10 protein-coding genes are annotated in these 16,771 nt (G+C 39.5%); 8 read left to right on the top strand and 2 right to left on the bottom strand.

Going from position 1 to position 16,771, the window contains the following annotated elements:
* Nucleotides 1-7 precede the first annotated feature (7 nt).
* The 6 genes from CD039_RS05670 to ccpA all read left to right on the top strand — a co-directional run bounded on the left by CD039_RS05670 (nucleotide 8) and on the right by ccpA (nucleotide 10,538).
* Entirely contained in the window at nucleotides 8-3,991 is a 3,984-nt protein-coding gene (locus CD039_RS05670) for a DNA translocase FtsK (RefSeq protein ID WP_103371490.1), read from the top strand.
* 26 nt (nucleotides 3,992-4,017) lie between these two features.
* Entirely contained in the window at nucleotides 4,018-5,331 is a 1,314-nt protein-coding gene (gene murC / locus CD039_RS05665; RefSeq protein ID WP_103371489.1) for a UDP-N-acetylmuramate--L-alanine ligase, read from the top strand.
* An 80-nt stretch (nucleotides 5,332-5,411) separates the two neighbouring features.
* Entirely contained in the window at nucleotides 5,412-5,906 is a 495-nt protein-coding gene (locus CD039_RS05660; RefSeq protein WP_002471234.1) for a DUF948 domain-containing protein, read from the top strand.
* Between the two features lie 78 nt (nucleotides 5,907-5,984).
* Nucleotides 5,985-7,745, top strand: coding sequence for a coiled-coil domain-containing protein (locus tag CD039_RS05655; RefSeq protein WP_103371488.1), 1,761 nt, complete (start codon nucleotides 5,985-5,987; stop codon nucleotides 7,743-7,745).
* A gap of 312 nt (nucleotides 7,746-8,057) precedes the next feature.
* On the top strand, nucleotides 8,058-9,146 hold the full coding sequence (locus CD039_RS05650; RefSeq protein WP_103371487.1) for a bifunctional 3-deoxy-7-phosphoheptulonate synthase/chorismate mutase: 1,089 nt from the start codon (nucleotides 8,058-8,060) through the stop codon (nucleotides 9,144-9,146).
* Nucleotides 9,147-9,548: 402 nt separating this feature from the next.
* On the top strand, nucleotides 9,549-10,538 hold the full coding sequence (gene ccpA, locus CD039_RS05645) for a catabolite control protein A (protein WP_103371486.1): 990 nt from the start codon (nucleotides 9,549-9,551) through the stop codon (nucleotides 10,536-10,538).
* A gap of 171 nt (nucleotides 10,539-10,709) precedes the next feature.
* Here ccpA and CD039_RS05640 read toward each other — a convergent pair whose 3' ends face one another.
* Complete coding sequence (locus tag CD039_RS05640) at nucleotides 10,710-11,861, bottom strand: acetoin utilization protein AcuC (RefSeq protein ID WP_103371485.1); 1,152 nt, start codon at nucleotides 11,859-11,861, stop codon at nucleotides 10,710-10,712.
* Nucleotides 11,862-11,932: 71 nt separating this feature from the next.
* Complete coding sequence (locus tag CD039_RS05635; protein ID WP_103371484.1) at nucleotides 11,933-12,565, bottom strand: GNAT family N-acetyltransferase; 633 nt, start codon at nucleotides 12,563-12,565, stop codon at nucleotides 11,933-11,935.
* 194 nt (nucleotides 12,566-12,759) lie between these two features.
* On the opposite strand from CD039_RS05635, the gene acsA reads away from it, so the two are divergent.
* Both acsA and CD039_RS05625 read left to right on the top strand, forming a co-directional pair.
* Nucleotides 12,760-14,469 (top strand): acetate--CoA ligase, encoded by a 1,710-nt coding sequence (gene acsA, locus CD039_RS05630; protein WP_103371483.1) that lies wholly within the window; start codon nucleotides 12,760-12,762, stop codon nucleotides 14,467-14,469.
* 551 nt (nucleotides 14,470-15,020) lie between these two features.
* Nucleotides 15,021-16,688 (top strand): formate--tetrahydrofolate ligase, encoded by a 1,668-nt coding sequence (locus tag CD039_RS05625; protein ID WP_103371482.1) that lies wholly within the window; start codon nucleotides 15,021-15,023, stop codon nucleotides 16,686-16,688.
* Nucleotides 16,689-16,771: the final 83 nt, after the last annotated feature.

Genomic DNA, 16,771 nt, shown 5'->3' with positions numbered 1-16,771 from the left:
GAACAGTATGAGCTGGTTCGATAAACTATTTGGAGAACAAGATAATCCTAATAAAGATTATCTCAACAAACGTAGCCATAGAAGACAAAAAGCCAAATATGATAATCAACATACGTTATTACCTCAAAATAATGATATTTACGAACGACCTAAAGGTAAGTTTAGATTTCCAATGCGTGTGCTAGAAGAGGAGCAACGTGAGACAACTTCGCATGACGATATGACTGAGAAGAGCTTTACACCTCATCAACAAGAGGAAGATACAACGCCTTCACGTAGCAGAAAACGTCATCGACATCGTGTGGAACCTCATGTTGAAGAACATAACAATGACACACCATCATTCGAGCGTGCAAGCGCTTCAACACGTACACGACGTCAAACTCAACCTAATAGTTCACATCAGCGTAAAAGTATTCAGACGGAAGCATTACGTGCTCATTCTAATCGAAGTCAAGATACTCAACCTCGTAACTATGCAACGAGAGAATTCAAAGCGTCTGAAGTACCGTCAGCCATCTTCGGAACACATCAACGCAGAAAGCTTGATAATGGTGTGATTCCACCGGTTGAAGAGGATAATGCACATGAAGATTCACGTCAGAATATCTCTCATAATACAAAGGATAATGACGCATTTAATCATTCTGATAGAGAGCTTCATGAACGTAGCGAGTCTTCAGAAACGAATGCGCAATCAACTAAGACGTCACAGAATGAGGCACCATCTCAGTCAGAACGAAGTGGACAACACAACGAAGCGCCTTCATCACGTTCAACTGCGTCATCAAACAATAGAACATCACAGCGTCCTAATACACGTGCACGTTCTCGTAACAATACGATTAATATTGAGAACATTTATGCGTCTCAAATTGTGGAAGAAATTCGTCGTGAACGTGAACGTAAAGTATTACAGAAGCGTCAGTTTAAGAAAGCACTACAACAGAAACGTCAACAACAACACGATGAAGAGGAAGATAGCGTACAACGTGCTATAGATGAAATGTATGCCAATCAAGCGAAACGTTACATAGGTGAAAGTTCACTAGATGAGGACGCAGACGAACAAGAGCAGTTACAACAAGGTGAGATGTATAATGAGGTCGATGAGGATACACCTTCTCATTTTAACTATGAAGAGGTGAACCTGGATGATGTGCGTAATGTGCAACAGGTAGATGATAGCGACGTCACAGTGGATGCCACTACTACAGATTCTGCAAACGATGAAACAGCTAATGATTCATCTTCAGAGTCGCATCAACTATCTGATGAAGGGGAAACGGCTGATCAGTCAGAAGATGAGTCTGAAATGCATGATGTGGAAGAAAAAGTTGAGGATGTTCAAGAAGCACCGCATGTATCTCAAGAAAATCATGAGGATTCTAATTCGAACGTTGAATCTCAAGATAGCTTCAATCAACAAGAGGTGACTGATGCACAGTACCGTGACTTAGACGAAGATGAGTCTAAAGATGAAGCTGAAGATCTTGCAGGAGCTGAAGAGGTTAAAAGTGCAGATCAAACTGCATCTTCTGAAGAAAGTATGTCATCTGAAAACGGATTAGATGCAAAAGAAGATAATGATAAAACAGCACAGCATCAAAAAGACGCTCAGCTACAAAATGATGCGCAACCTCAACTGGAAGAAACAGATGATCAATCATCAGCAGATAGCTCAGACGATGTATTTGATCAAACAGTTGATGCAGAACGTCAAGATGAAGCTACTGTAACTACTACGGATCAAACGCAACAGAAACAAGAACAGTCTGACGAGCAAGTTGCTACAACAACTGGTGAGCAGGAAGACGAAAAACAGGAAAAATCATCTCATTCAGAAGAACGCAATCATGATGATCAACAATCTCAGCCACAAGAACAGAAAGTTCAACATGCTACACCTAAGCAAAAACCAAAAATCCGTAAAGGTGCAAAACCGTTTAACGTTTTAATGACACCATCGGATCGTAAACGTGCAATGGATCGTAAGAAGAAAGACTATACAGTGAAAGAACCAGAGTTGAAACCTGAAATGAATTCGTCTCAAACAGAAAGAACTCAAACAGGTAAAGCGCAATCATCTCAAGGCTCTACTCAGCAACCAACGTCTTCTGAAAAAACGATGTCATCTGAAAATGAAACTCAAAAGAGTGACACACAAGAAGCAAAAACTAACACTGTAGCAGAAACAGAGACTCACAATCAGCCACAACAACAGAATGAGAACACTACTCACGCACACACGGATACGAGTCATGAATCTTCTGAAGCGCATCATAGACATGAACAAGATGTGAATAATCATTTAGGTGTTGAAACTGATACCCAATATAGAGATACTGAAGCGCTCTCGTCATCACAGGAAGATATGCATGAAGAGAATGAGCAGAATCAACAGAATGAACACCATCAACCACAAACGCAACAGCCTTATACCCAATCATCTCAAGAAATGAGTGGAAGCCAAGACGATGCTGCTGAAAGTGACCACTCAAATGCTCTAAATATGACAGATGCACAACAAACAGGGTCGGCTGCACAACAATCAGAAACTTCATCTACGCAACAGCCAAAGCAACAAATTCGCAAAGGGCCGAATTTAAACTTACCTAATATTAATTTACTAGAAGAACCAGAAGCACATGAAATTGATGAAGCGTGGATTAATGAGAAGAAAGAAGAGCTCAACGATGCATTCTATTACTTCAATGTGCCTGCTGAAGTACAACACGTCACTGAAGGTCCAAGTGTGACACGTTTTGAACTTTCCGTTGAAAAAGGTGTGAAAGTCTCACGTATTACAGCACTACAAGACGATATTAAGATGGCACTTGCTGCGAAAGATATTCGTATCGAAGCTCCGATACCTGGAACGAGCTTAGTCGGTATCGAAGTACCTAATAATTCAGCTACGAAAGTGAATTTACGCTCTATCATCGAAACAGATAGCTTTAAGAATGCAGAGTCTAAACTAACAGTAGCGATGGGTTATCGTATCAACAATGAGCCATTATTGATGGATATTGCGAAGACGCCACACGCACTCATTGCTGGGGCAACAGGTTCAGGTAAGTCGGTTTGTATCAATAGTATATTGATGTCCTTACTTTATAAGAACCATCCTGAAGAATTGCGACTATTACTTATCGATCCGAAGATGGTTGAACTCGCGCCTTATAACGATTTACCACATCTTGTTTCGCCAGTAATTACCGATGTTAAAGCGGCGACACAAAGCTTGAAGTGGGCTGTAGATGAGATGGAACGTCGTTATAAACTATTTGCGAAATATCACGTACGTAACATCAGTGCTTTCAATAAGAAAGCAGCATATGAAGATCGTATGCCTAAAATTGTAATCGTGATCGATGAGTTGGCAGATCTGATGATGATGTCACCACAAGAGGTTGAGCAATCGATCGCACGTATCGCTCAAAAAGCACGTGCCTGTGGTATTCACATGTTAGTGGCGACACAACGTCCTTCAGTGAATGTCATCACAGGATTGATTAAAGCTAACATTCCGACACGTATCGCCTTTATGGTGTCTTCAAGTGTCGATTCACGTACCATCTTAGATTGCGGTGGCGCTGAAAGATTGTTAGGTTACGGCGATATGTTATATCTAGGAAGCGGTATGAACAAACCAATTCGAGTTCAAGGTACCTTTGTTTCTGATGAGGAAATTGATGAGGTTGTCGACTACATTAAGAAACAACGTGAACCAGATTATCTATTTGAAGAGCAAGAACTGTTAAAGAAGAATGAAAATCAACCTAAAGATGAACTCTTTATGGATGTATGTCACTTTATGGTTCAAGAGGGTAATATATCAACTTCACTTATACAAAGACATTTCCAGATTGGATATAATCGTGCAGCACGTATCGTAGACCAACTAGAGCAACTCGGTTATATCTCAGGAGCAAACGGGTCTAAACCAAGAGATGTATATATAACCGAAGCTGATTTAGAACAGATTTAATTAAAGGATTTAAGGAGTTGTTAATTATGACCCACTATCACTTCGTTGGTATCAAAGGCTCAGGAATGAGTTCTTTGGCTCAAATCATGCACGATTTAAGCCATGAAGTTCAAGGCTCAGATATCGATCAGTATGTATTTACCGAAGTGGCTTTAAAGAATAAAGGAATCAAAGTGCTTCCTTTCAGTGCGGAGAATATTCACGAAGGTATGACCGTGATTCAAGGGAATGCATTTCCAGATACACACGAAGAAATTGTCAGAGCACGTGATTTGAACTTAGAAATCATTCGTTATCATGATTTCTTAGCTCACGTGATTAATCAATATACTTCAGTAGCTGTGACAGGCGCACATGGCAAGACTTCAACGACAGGGTTATTATCACATGTAATGAATGGCGACAAGAAGACGTCGTTCCTCATTGGTGACGGCACTGGTTTAGGTATTCCAGCGAGCGATTACTTTGCTTTCGAAGCTTGTGAATACCGTCGTCATTTCCTTAGCTACCATCCTGACTACGCGATTATGACAAATGTGGATTTCGATCATCCGGATTACTTTAAAGATATCGATGATGTCTTTAGCGCTTTCCAAGAGATGGCTGCTAATGTTAAAAAAGCGATTATTGCGTGGGGCGGCGACGAGTACCTCCGTAAATTATCCGCTGATGTACCTATCTATTACTATGGATTAGATAGTGAGAATGATATTTACGCGCAAAATATTCAAATTAGTGATGTAGGTACACAATTTGACGTTTATATTAAAGGTCAATATTATGATACATTCTTATCTCCTCAATATGGCGACCACAATATTCTCAACGCGCTCGCGGTGATTGCAGTATGCTATTTCGAAGGTTTAGATGTTGAGAATATTAAGGAAGCGCTAGAAACTTTTGGTGGTGTGAAACGTCGCTTCAATGAAACAGAGCTTGGAGATCAAGTTCTCGTAGACGATTATGCTCACCATCCGAGAGAGATTAATGCTACAATTGAATCAGCACGTAAGAAATATCCGAACAAGAAAGTCATCTCTGTCTTTCAACCACATACATTCACACGTACGAAAGCCTTCCTCGATGAGTTTGCGGAAAGCTTAAGCGAATCTGACCATGTCTTCTTATGCGACATCTTTGGTTCGATACGTGAGAACAGTGGCGAGCTAACGATTCAAGATTTAATCGACCGTATCGATGGAGCAGAGTTGATTAGTGAAGATACCGTTGATCAACTCGACGACTATCCTTCAGCGGTCATCTTGTTCATGGGTGCAGGAGACATTCAGAAGGTCTTACGGGCCTACACCGCACATGCCGGTAAAATAAGTGAATTTTAATACCATAACTGATGTTTATGTTAAAATAAGTTGGGTATTTAAAATAAATAACAACATATGTATTTTAGGAGGCGTTTTTAATGGAATGGATTTTACCCATTGCTGGAATCATCGCAGCGATTGCATTCTTAATTCTATGTATTGGAATCGTTGTCGTGCTCGTTTCAGTTAAGAAAAACTTAGACCATGTTGCGAAAACACTTGATGGTGTAGAAGGTCAAGTTCAAGGTATTACGCGTGAATCAACTGATTTATTACACAAAGTAAACCGTTTAACTGAAGATATCCAAGGCAAAGTTGAACGTTTAAATTCAGTAGTAGATGCTGTGAAAGGTATCGGCGACTCAGTTCAAACTCTTAACGGTTCAGTTGACCGTGTAACAAACTCTATTACGCATAATATTTCTCAAAACGAAGACAAAATTTCACAAGTTGTCCAATGGTCAAATGTCGCAATGGAAATTGCTGACAAATGGCAAAACAGAAGACAACGTAGAGAAAGTGCAAACTACAAATCAAACAGTGTAGCTAATGACCGCAATGCAAGCTATACTACACACGTAGAGAAAAAATAAATTATACTTAATATCATAATGCACTTAAATGAGGTATTACACTTTGTTTAAGTGCATTTGTTATAGGAGGCTTTAATTATGCAACACTATAATCGCGACGACTTTGAAAGAGGCGAACAAGATTTCAATATGAGACCCCATACGAGTCGCTATCAACCTAATAATTTCGTCTTTGGTTTCGTCTTCGGCACAGTAATTGGTTCAGCTATTGGCTTATTTGCTAATAATAAAGCAAAAAAGAAAAAGCAAGTACCTCAAGAAGAAGTGCAATTTAACCAACACCTTCACGAGATGACACGTCAAGAACAAGCTTTAGCTGAAGATCAAGTTGAAACAATCAAAGGTCGCATCGGCCATGCTTACAATCAAGATCAAACTCCAACTTCGGATGAACTCAGTGCCCAACAAGCAGCAATTCAACAAGAAAGTTCAGATCACCAACTCGCTGATACGTCACCAGTGGGTCAAGAGAACATTATATCTGAACGAGAAACGACTGATTCAGATCTTGAAAATATTGATGAAACAGAAACGCCATCACAACAAGAGTTAAACGCTCAACAAAGAGCGATTCAAGAAGAGACGTCTGATTTAGCGGATAGTACAACAACTGCAGATCCACAAGAATCTACGACTTCCTCATCTTCAGATGCGCAACACAAGCAAGGAACTGAATTGAATCAAATCAATTCAAATCAAGAACCTACAGCGCAAGAACGAGAAGCGCAACAAGCGGCGATTCAACAAGAAGAAGAAGAGAAGAATGATGCCTTACATCAAGTAGAAAAAGGTCAATATTCTTCAGCTCATCGTCTCGCTCAAGCGTCTCAACAGAAACGTTCTCAGCTTGAGAAAGATAATACAGTAGCGCAACGTACTGAAGCATTACTTGCAAGCCCAGGAATTGCATCATCTCGCAAAGGTTTTGAAGTACCCAACTTACTAGGTTCAAATAAAGGTAGTACTGAATTGGCTCGTGCAGCTAAAGATAAAAAGCAGGCGATGAACACCAATTCTAAGGTAGCTGAACAAACGCGTCAATTGTTTGCTGAAGCACCTATTGCGAGCCCTGGTAAGTCATTTAAGTTGCAACACTTAGTCGGTAAACAAAGCACGTCAATTCAAGGCCAAAGCCTTGCGAAAGCTGCTAAAGATAAACAAGCGCGTATGAAGCAAGATACTAAAGTAGCAACACGTACTGAGGCATTATTGACTGAAACACCGATTACGAAAGTTGCTAAACCTTACATCGTTCCAGCACTCACAGCTGAATCTATCGAGAAAGTGCCATCTTATGCAAAAGCAGTTGTTGCTTATACTGAAGCTCAAAAAGCAGCGAAAAAAGATGCTCAAAAGCAAGGTCAAGCTAAAAAAGCCCAAGCATCTAAAAAATCTGCTTCTACCAATAAAAAATCTGAAGCTAAGACAAAATCATCTCCATCAAATACTAAGAAGACGAAGAAATCATCCACGTCTTCTAATCAATCAAATGCTAAGAAGAAAACAACAGGTTCTCAAAAGAAATCAAACGCTAAAGGTACAAAGTCACAATCTAAATCATCATCTAAAAAACAAAATGTAACTAAACCTAAAGATGCTAAAAAATCAGCACCACAAACACATTCAAAAGCATCATTTGAAGATGGTCACATCCAACACGATAAAGCTGACAAATCATCAAAACAAAGTAAAAATAACATTGCTTCAGCTACAGAAAGCTCAACTGTAGATACAACGAAAGATCAACAATCTGTACCTTCTTACAACAATAAACAAAATAATACAAAAGGTAAGAAGACAAAGAACAAAATCGAAAAACGCACTTTCGACGATAAATAAAAAGTGATAACTACGAAATGATGAGTCATAAGAGACATATTCATATTACAACTCGAGTTACTCACTGTGTGCTCAAGGTTCAAGTCAAACGTATCAATCTGACTTGAACCTTTTTACTTTGAATAGAGTAGGAGAAAGTAATGGATCTAACGTTTTAAGAGCATGCTTGCTCATGACTTTAAAGCTATTGAATAACAAAAGAAAAATGTAACTTATTTGAAGTGTTTCACGTTAATTGTTAGAATGGACAATACTTAATATTTTATCGCTTTAAAGCAAGATATAACATGATTAAACATAGAGGTGATTATTATGGCTGACGAATTACAACAATTCAGAGAAGAAATTTTTGATATCAATGAACAGTTACTTGATTTATTAACTCAAAGAGGGAAGGTCGCTAAAAAAATAGGCGACGTCAAACGTAAACAGGGCATTACAGTTTATGATCCGAAACGTGAAAAGGAAATGTTAAATGCGTTAATCGATAAGAATGAAGGACCATTCTCAGATAGCGTAATCAAGCAATTATTTAAAGAAATCTTCAAAGCTTCTACAGATTTACAGAAAGCAGACAATGAAAAACACTTATACGTTTCACGTAAACTGAAACCAGAAGATACTGTCGTTCATTTTGAAAATGGTGGCGCAATAGGGGACGGCAACAAGTCATTCGTCTTCGGGCCTTGTTCTGTTGAATCTCAAGAACAAGTAGATGCTGTAGCTGAAGACTTAGCGAGCAAAGGTGAGAAATTTATTCGTGGCGGTGCTTTCAAACCACGTACATCGCCTTACGATTTCCAAGGTTTAGGTGAAGAAGGACTCAAGATCTTAAAGAACACGAAAGATAAATATAATTTAAATATTGTAAGTGAAATCGTAAATCCTGCAGACTTTGAGATGGCAGATCAATATGTGGATGTGTTCCAAATTGGTGCACGTAATATGCATAACTTTGAGCTATTGAAAGAAGCAGGACGTACGAATAAACCGATACTACTTAAACGTGGATTATCAGCAACAATCGAAGAATTTATTAAAGCAGCAGAATACATTGCTTCAGAAGGTAACCAGAACATCATCCTTTGCGAACGGGGTATCCGTACTTACGAGAATGCAACGCGTAACACACTAGACATTTCTTCAGTGCCTATTCTTAAACAAGGTACGCATCTACCTGTAATGGTTGATGTGACACATAGTACAGGACGCAAAGATATTATGCTACCAACTGCTAAAGCGGCATTAGCTGTAGGTGCAGACGGTGTAATGGCAGAAGTTCACCCTGATCCATCTGTCGCGCTAAGTGACAGTGGTCAACAAATGGATCTCAACGAGTTCAACCACTTCTACGATGAGTTAAAGCCTTTAATCGACAAGTACAATAACGGTGAGCTTTAGTCGATGATGGATAGTGAGCTATAGCGTAATTTTTACCCCACATCGTTGAGTAATAGTAAAATGAATAGTAATGACGAGGTTGTCAAAGGCAGATGTAGCTTTTGGCAACCTCGCATTGTCTTGGTGTGTCATAATTCTTGAGAATAATAGTGATACTTCAAACGTTGCAATAACTTGATTATTTTTCACGACTAGTCAAAATTAATAGGTTTAAAATTTAATTAATGTGTAAAAATAAAAGAAAGTCATATCGTTAATATGGAATTATTAATTTACTGGGTTTGACATGATTGTGACAAACGAGACGGAATCATTTTACTCAAACGGTATTTATGATAAACTATGAAAACAATTATGAAAGCGTATATGGCATACGTTGAAACGCTTACGAGGAGGTCGCTTATGACAGTAACGATATATGATGTAGCGAGAGAAGCTCATGTATCAATGGCCACAGTTTCAAGAGTTGTAAATGGAAATCAGAACGTGAAACCCGAAACACGTGATAAAGTAAATGAGGTTATCAAGAAATTAAATTATCGTCCGAATGCAGTTGCACGAGGTTTAGCGAGTAAACGTACGACAACTGTCGGAGTGATTATCCCTGACATTTCTAACGTTTATTATTCTCAACTCGCACGTGGTTTAGAAGATATTGCCACAATGTATCAATATCACTCTATCATTTCAAATTCGGATAATGATCCGGTGAAAGAAAAAGAAATCTTTAATAACTTACTAAGTAAACAAGTCGATGGCATCATCTTCTTAGGTGGTACGATTTCTGAAGAAATGAAAGACTTGATTAACAAAGCTTCTATTCCAGTAGTCGTTTCTGGAACGAACGGTAAGGATGACAATATCGCCTCTGTTAACATTGATTTCCAAAGTGCAGCAGAAGAAATTACACAGCATCTTATTGAGTCATGTGCACAATCATTCGCGTTTGTTGGAGGAGATTATTCTAAGAAAGCGCAAGAAGATGTACTCACAGGCTTAAAGCATGTATTATCTCAACACGATTTACAGCTCGACGATAAGATGATCTACAATGGAGACGAAACATATAAAGATGGTTTACGCGCTTATCAACAGCTCGATTTAACACAAGTCGATGCCTTATTATCTATCAGTGATGAACAAGCAATCGGTATCGTTCACAGTGCACAAGATAATGGTGTGAAGGTACCAGAAGAATTACAAGTGATTAGTTTCAATAATACACGTTTAGTTGAAATGGTACGTCCTCAACTTTCTAGCGTGATTCAACCGCTCTATGATATTGGGGCAGTAGGTATGCGTTTATTGACGAAGTATATGAAAGAGGAAGAAATCGAGGATCCAAACGTAATCTTGCCTCATCGCATTGAGTATCGCGGTACAACGAAATAGTAGTATAAAGAAGACATTGTGAGGTATCACTGCTCTATGAGTGAGCGACTTCACAATGTCTTTTTATGTAGTAAAAGGAAGGGAGTTGTCATGCTAGAGAAAGGGGCGAACTAGACCACACCTTAGCAACGACAGTTCATCATTTTTGTGCGAACCCATCATCTCAGCCACTTACTCAAACCAGCTGCAAATTTGTTGTGTTCGTTCCCAATTCTTCTTGCTGATTTCTTTCGCTCTCGGTACACTCTGATAGTTTTTACACTCATCTGTCCAAGTAGGTGGAAGCGGTTCTGAGCTATAAGGTTGCCATTTATTAATCCAGGCACCAGGAAGGGGACCACTCTGAATCGGTTGCCCTTGAAGCGCAAGATACACATGTGCCCATGCACGTGGTACCACATCCCATATATTATAGCCACCGCCACCAAACATGAGCACTTTACCATCAGTGTATCGTTCAGCAAGCTGTTGAATAATATAAGGAATTTGATACAAGCTTTGAAGTGTGCAACTCATATGTGTCAGTGGGTCTAAGTAATGCAAATCCACACCATGAACACTCAAGATTATATCAGGTCGAAAGGCTTCAATCACAGCGCTGATAGACGTTTTAAAACATTCCAGGAAAGAATCGTCTTCAGTAAAGGGTTCAAGTGGAAGATTGACGGAATGCCCATAACCATGCTCTTTACCTCGCTCTGTATAATGACCCGTCCCTGGAAACAGAAATTTGCCTGTTTCATGAATAGAATAATTTAACACATTTGGATTCGTATAGAACGACCATTGCGTGCCGTCTCCATGATGTGCATCTGTATCAATACAGAGTACGCGTGCATCATATTTCTCACTTAAATAAGCTGCTGTGACTGCCACGTCGTTGTAAACACAGAAACCATTGGCTTTACCAGGTAAGCTATGATGTAAACCGCCACCGAGATGACATCCGTTATCAACTTTGCCCGTCATGATCGCATCTGCGAGTTTCAATGCACCTCCCACAATACGTGCGCTATGTTGATGCATGTTCTTGAACGGACTGGTCTCTTCGTCCAGGCCATATTTACGCGCTTCGATATCACTTAATATGCCTCGAGATGCATGTTGAATCGCTTCGATGTAGTCGTAAGTATGAACGAGTGCTAACGTTTCTTCAGACGCAATTTCAGGCGTGATGATGTGATGCTGGTCTAGTGAACCCATCTCTTCCAGTAATTCAGTAGTAAGTTTCAGCCGCATTTGGTTAAAAGGATGTTCGTCCCCAAAGCGGTATTTAAGAAGCTCATTTGAGTAAACATACCCTGTTTTGATATCTCCCATCATTCCCATCTCCCTTTTTTAAAAATCGACAACCCCTTGTTTTTCGAGAAAAATCATTATCGCTTACAAATATATTAAAAGAAAAAGCGATTTTGAAAGCGTAAATCATCAAACGCTTGTTGCTGTTCTAAACTAATACGTGCGCCGATGCGTGCCATTAAACAATTTGCTGGATGACTCGTGATTTCAGGATCGTCTGTCGCAAAGATTTCTAATCCGCCGTGACCCATCAATCGCTGCATCAACCTTTTATATTCAAAGACGTCTAAACCACTCTGTTTCAAATCCCAATGCCAATAGTATTCAGTCGTAATGACGATGTAGTCTTCAAATTCATCACTATCAAGGCTGAGTTGAATCAACTGGCTTCCTAAATGAAGATGACGATAGGCGGCGCTTAACTCTACAGCACCTAATTCGATTAAATATTCAAGCTGGCCATCTGACCATCTCTCAAGTGGATCTGGATGATGATAGGTGACATAGCCGATGATGTGTTGATGCTGTCGTATGACATAAATACGTCCTTCACTCAATTCACTTATCTCTTTGAGCGCTTTAAATTGTTCTTTCGGTGGGCGGAATGCGTACAGACCTTGATCAAACGTCAATTGTTCTAATTTTTGACGTGATAGAGGTCCTTCAATGACGAATCGTCCTTCTTCCGTCTGTAATTCTCTTTTTTGAAAAGTTTTCACATGAATCATTATAAGCACTTCCTTTGCATTCACTAATCGTTCACAATGCAGTCTAGTTACTACTTCCCAAAGAATCATCCTTAAACTGAATTATACATAAAAGAGAATTAATTTGGAATTATTTATCGAATTATTTTGAAAATTGTTGATAATTGTTTATAATACAAATTGTAAGCGGTTACAACTAATAAGGGGGATTTTCTATGAAAGTTGAAATTTATAAAGGGGACAATGGGAATTTCAATCTTCAAGATTATGCAGAAACATATCGTAACTTTGATTGGTCAGAAGTAGAGAAAGCTTTCACTTGGTCAGAGACAGGTAAAGTAAACATGGCTTACGAATGTATCGATAAGCATGTCGATCAAGGTCGCGGAGACAAAGTCGCACTACATTATCAAGATGAACAACGCACTGAAAGTTATACTTTCAAAGAAATGAAAGATTATTCTAACCAAGCAGCTAATGTTCTAAAAGATAAAGCCAATGTTAACAAAGGAGACCGTGTATTTATCTTCATGCCGCGTACACCGGAACTTTACTTCGCCTTTATGGGAATTCTTAAGTTAGGTGCAATCGTTGGTCCGTTATTTGAAGCTTTTATGGAGAAAGCAGTGACAGATCGCTTGGAGAATAGCGAGGCGAAGGTCATTATCACGACAAACGCTTTACTCCCACGTATACCAGTGGATCAATTACCTCATCTAGAAACAGTCGTCGTTGTCGATGAAGAAGTGGATGCAGACTATATTGATTTCAACAGTGAAATGAAAGAAGCAAGTACAGATTTCGATATGGAATGGCTCAATTTAGATGATGGGCTTATCCTACACTATACATCTGGTTCTACAGGTCAACCTAAAGGTGTCCTTCATGAACAACGTGCTATGATGGTGCATTACATCTCTGGTAAATACGTGCTCGATATTCAAGAGGATGATGTTTATTGGTGTACAGCCGATCCAGGTTGGGTAACAGGCACGTCTTACGGTGTATTTAGTCCATGGTTGAATGGAGCGACGAACTGTATCGCAGGCGGTCGTTTCTCACCTGAAGCTTGGTATCAAATGATTGAAGACTTCAAAGTGACGATTTGGTACACAGCGCCAACTGCTTTACGCATGTTGATGAGTGCGGGTGATGATGTGATTAAGAACTATGATTTATCTTCACTCAGATCTATACTCTCAGTAGGCGAACCACTCAATCCTGAGGTAATCAAGTGGGCGAAAGACGTTTATGGTCTACGAGTGCTTGATACGTGGTGGATGACTGAAACAGGTGGTCACATGATCGTTAACTATCCGACAATGGATATGAAACTCGGTTCTATGGGCAAACCACTCCCAGGTATTGAGGCTGCTATCGTCGATGATCAAGGAAACGAATTGCCAGCGAATCGCATGGGTAATTTAGCTATTAAAAAGGGTTGGCCATCAATGATGGTAGCAATTTGGAAGAACCCTGAGAAATACGATTCTTACTTCATCGGTGATTGGTACGTCTCTGGTGACTCAGCGTATAAAGATGAAGATGGCTACTTCTGGTTCCAAGGTCGCGTCGATGATGTCATTATGACAGCAGGTGAACGTGTAGGACCTTTCGAAGTAGAGTCTAAGTTAGTAGAGCATGAAGCGGTTGCTGAAGCGGGTGTCATTGGTAAGCCCGATCGTGTCAGAGGTGAAATTATTAAAGCCTTTGTTGCGTTGAAAGAAGGATATGAACCATCAGATGAGTTGAAAGAAGATATCCGTCAGTTTGTTAAAAAAGGTTTAGCAGCACATGCAGCACCGCGTGAAATTGAGTTTAAAGATAAACTTCCTAAGACTCGTTCAGGTAAAATTATGCGTCGCGTACTTAAAGCTTGGGAACTCGATTTACCAGAAGGCGACTTGAGTACGATGGAAGATTAACGTTGTCTAACTATAATTTCTCTTACTGTTAATCAATAATGGACAGTTATCCAATAATGTTTGATTCTATGAAGAATGTAATCAATGTCGACCCCCATCCACGTTGATTGCTAAATGAAATAGAAATGATTAAGGTTCGGAAAAGTGTAGTGCTTTTTCGGGCCTTTTTTACTTCTATCGGTAAAAAGGGAACAGATTACCTTGTACTAGTAAATACGTAAGAGTTAAAACCTATTTTAAAAAGAGAATGAACCAACTGAGCATCCATACATTTATTTTTGTTTCTGAATTTGAAAAGAACATTTTTAAAATGCGATAGGGCAATCATCACTAACAAAGGACTATTTCAATCCTTACGTGCAATACTACAAAATGCGTCGATTTCGGCACATATCATATAAGAATACATGAATTACGTGAAAGCGTTATCTTAAAATAATCGACAAGGCGTAGAAAGTCAGTTAATATAAATATGTAAACGTTGTAACACAGTTTTATTCAATTACATGTTTCATTTTTTATTTTAATAATTAAAAAAGGGGCGAATAAAGTTGGCACAATTATCTGATTTAGATATTGCGAATCAATCGACACTTCAACCAATTAATGAAATAGCGAAAGCTGCAGGTATTCCTGAAAGCGCGCTAGAACCATATGGTCATTACAAAGCGAAGATTGATATTAACCAAATCAAAGGCAATGACAAAAAAGGTAAGGTTGTATTAGTTACTGCGATGAGTCCAACACCAGCAGGGGAAGGTAAATCTACAGTAACTGTAGGTCTTTCAGACGCATTCCACGCATTGAAGAAAAATGTTATGGTAGCGCTTCGTGAACCTGCATTAGGACCAACTTTCGGTATTAAAGGTGGAGCTACTGGCGGCGGTTACGCACAAGTACTCCCAATGGAAGACATCAACTTACACTTCAACGGTGACTTCCACGCAATCACTACAGCAAACAATGCGCTTTCTGCATTTATTGATAACCATATACATCAAGGTAATGCACTTGGTATCGACCAACGTCGTATCGAATGGAAACGTGTATTAGACATGAACGACCGTGCATTACGTAGCGTCGTAGTAGGTCTTGGTGGCCCAACTAAAGGTGTACCACGTGAAGATGGCTTCAACATCACAGTGGCATCTGAAATCATGGCTATCTTATGTCTTGCTACAGACATTAAAGACTTGAAAGAAAGATTTGCACGCATCACTATCGGTTATACAAGAGACCGTAAACCAGTAACAGTTGCAGACCTTGAAGTTCAAGGTGCTTTAGCAATGATCATGAAAGATGCGATCAAACCTAACTTAGTTCAATCTATCGAAGGTACACCAGCACTTGTTCACGGTGGACCATTCGCAAACATCGCACACGGTTGTAACTCAGTTCTTGCAACTCAAACAGCTCGCGAACTTGCTGACATTGTTGTTACTGAAGCAGGATTCGGTTCTGACTTAGGTGCTGAGAAATTTATCGATATCAAATCACGTGCGGCTGACTTCGAACCTTCAGCAGTCGTCGTTGTTGCGACAATCCGTGCGCTTAAAATGCATGGTGGCGTAGCTAAAGACGACTTGAAAGAAGAGAACGTAGAAGCAGTTAAGAAAGGTATCGTTAACTTAGAACGTCACGTTGACAACGTTCGTAAATACGGTTTAGAACCAGTTATTGCATTAAATGCATTCGTTCACGATACTGATGCTGAAACTGAATTCGTTAAAGAGTGGGCGAAAGAACATGGTGTACGCCTTGCTTTAACTGAAGTTTGGGAAAAAGGTGGTCAAGGTGGTATTGACTTAGCTAACCAAGTATTAGAAGTCATCGACCAACCACAAGAATTCAAACGTCTTTACGACTTAGACTTATCAATCGAAGAAAAAATCGAAAAAATTGTTACTGAAATTTACGGTGGTAAATCTGTATCATTTAGTAGCAAAGCGAAAAAACAATTACAACGCTTCAAAGAGAATGGTTGGGACAACTACCCAGTTTGTATGGCTAAGACACAATACTCATTCTCAGACGATGCATCACAACTTGGTGCGCCTGAAGACTTCGAAATCACTATCCGTGAATTAGAAGCGAAGACAGGTGCAGGATTCATCGTAGCACTTACAGGTGCTATCATGACAATGCCAGGTTTACCTAAGAAACCAGCTGCATTAAACATGGACGTGACAGATGACGGTCACGCAGTTGGCTTATTCTAATCACGCACTTAGAGTGAAAGTCATTTAATTGAATTGTTGTTATCCTAATAAAGACCTCACTTCCATGACGGAGTGAGGTCTTT

Source organism: Staphylococcus argensis, from assembly GCF_002902305.1.
Lineage (GTDB): Bacteria > Bacillota > Bacilli > Staphylococcales > Staphylococcaceae > Staphylococcus > Staphylococcus argensis.
The sequence above is the reverse complement of the archived record's forward strand: the minus strand, read 5'-3'. Positions and strand labels throughout refer to the sequence as shown.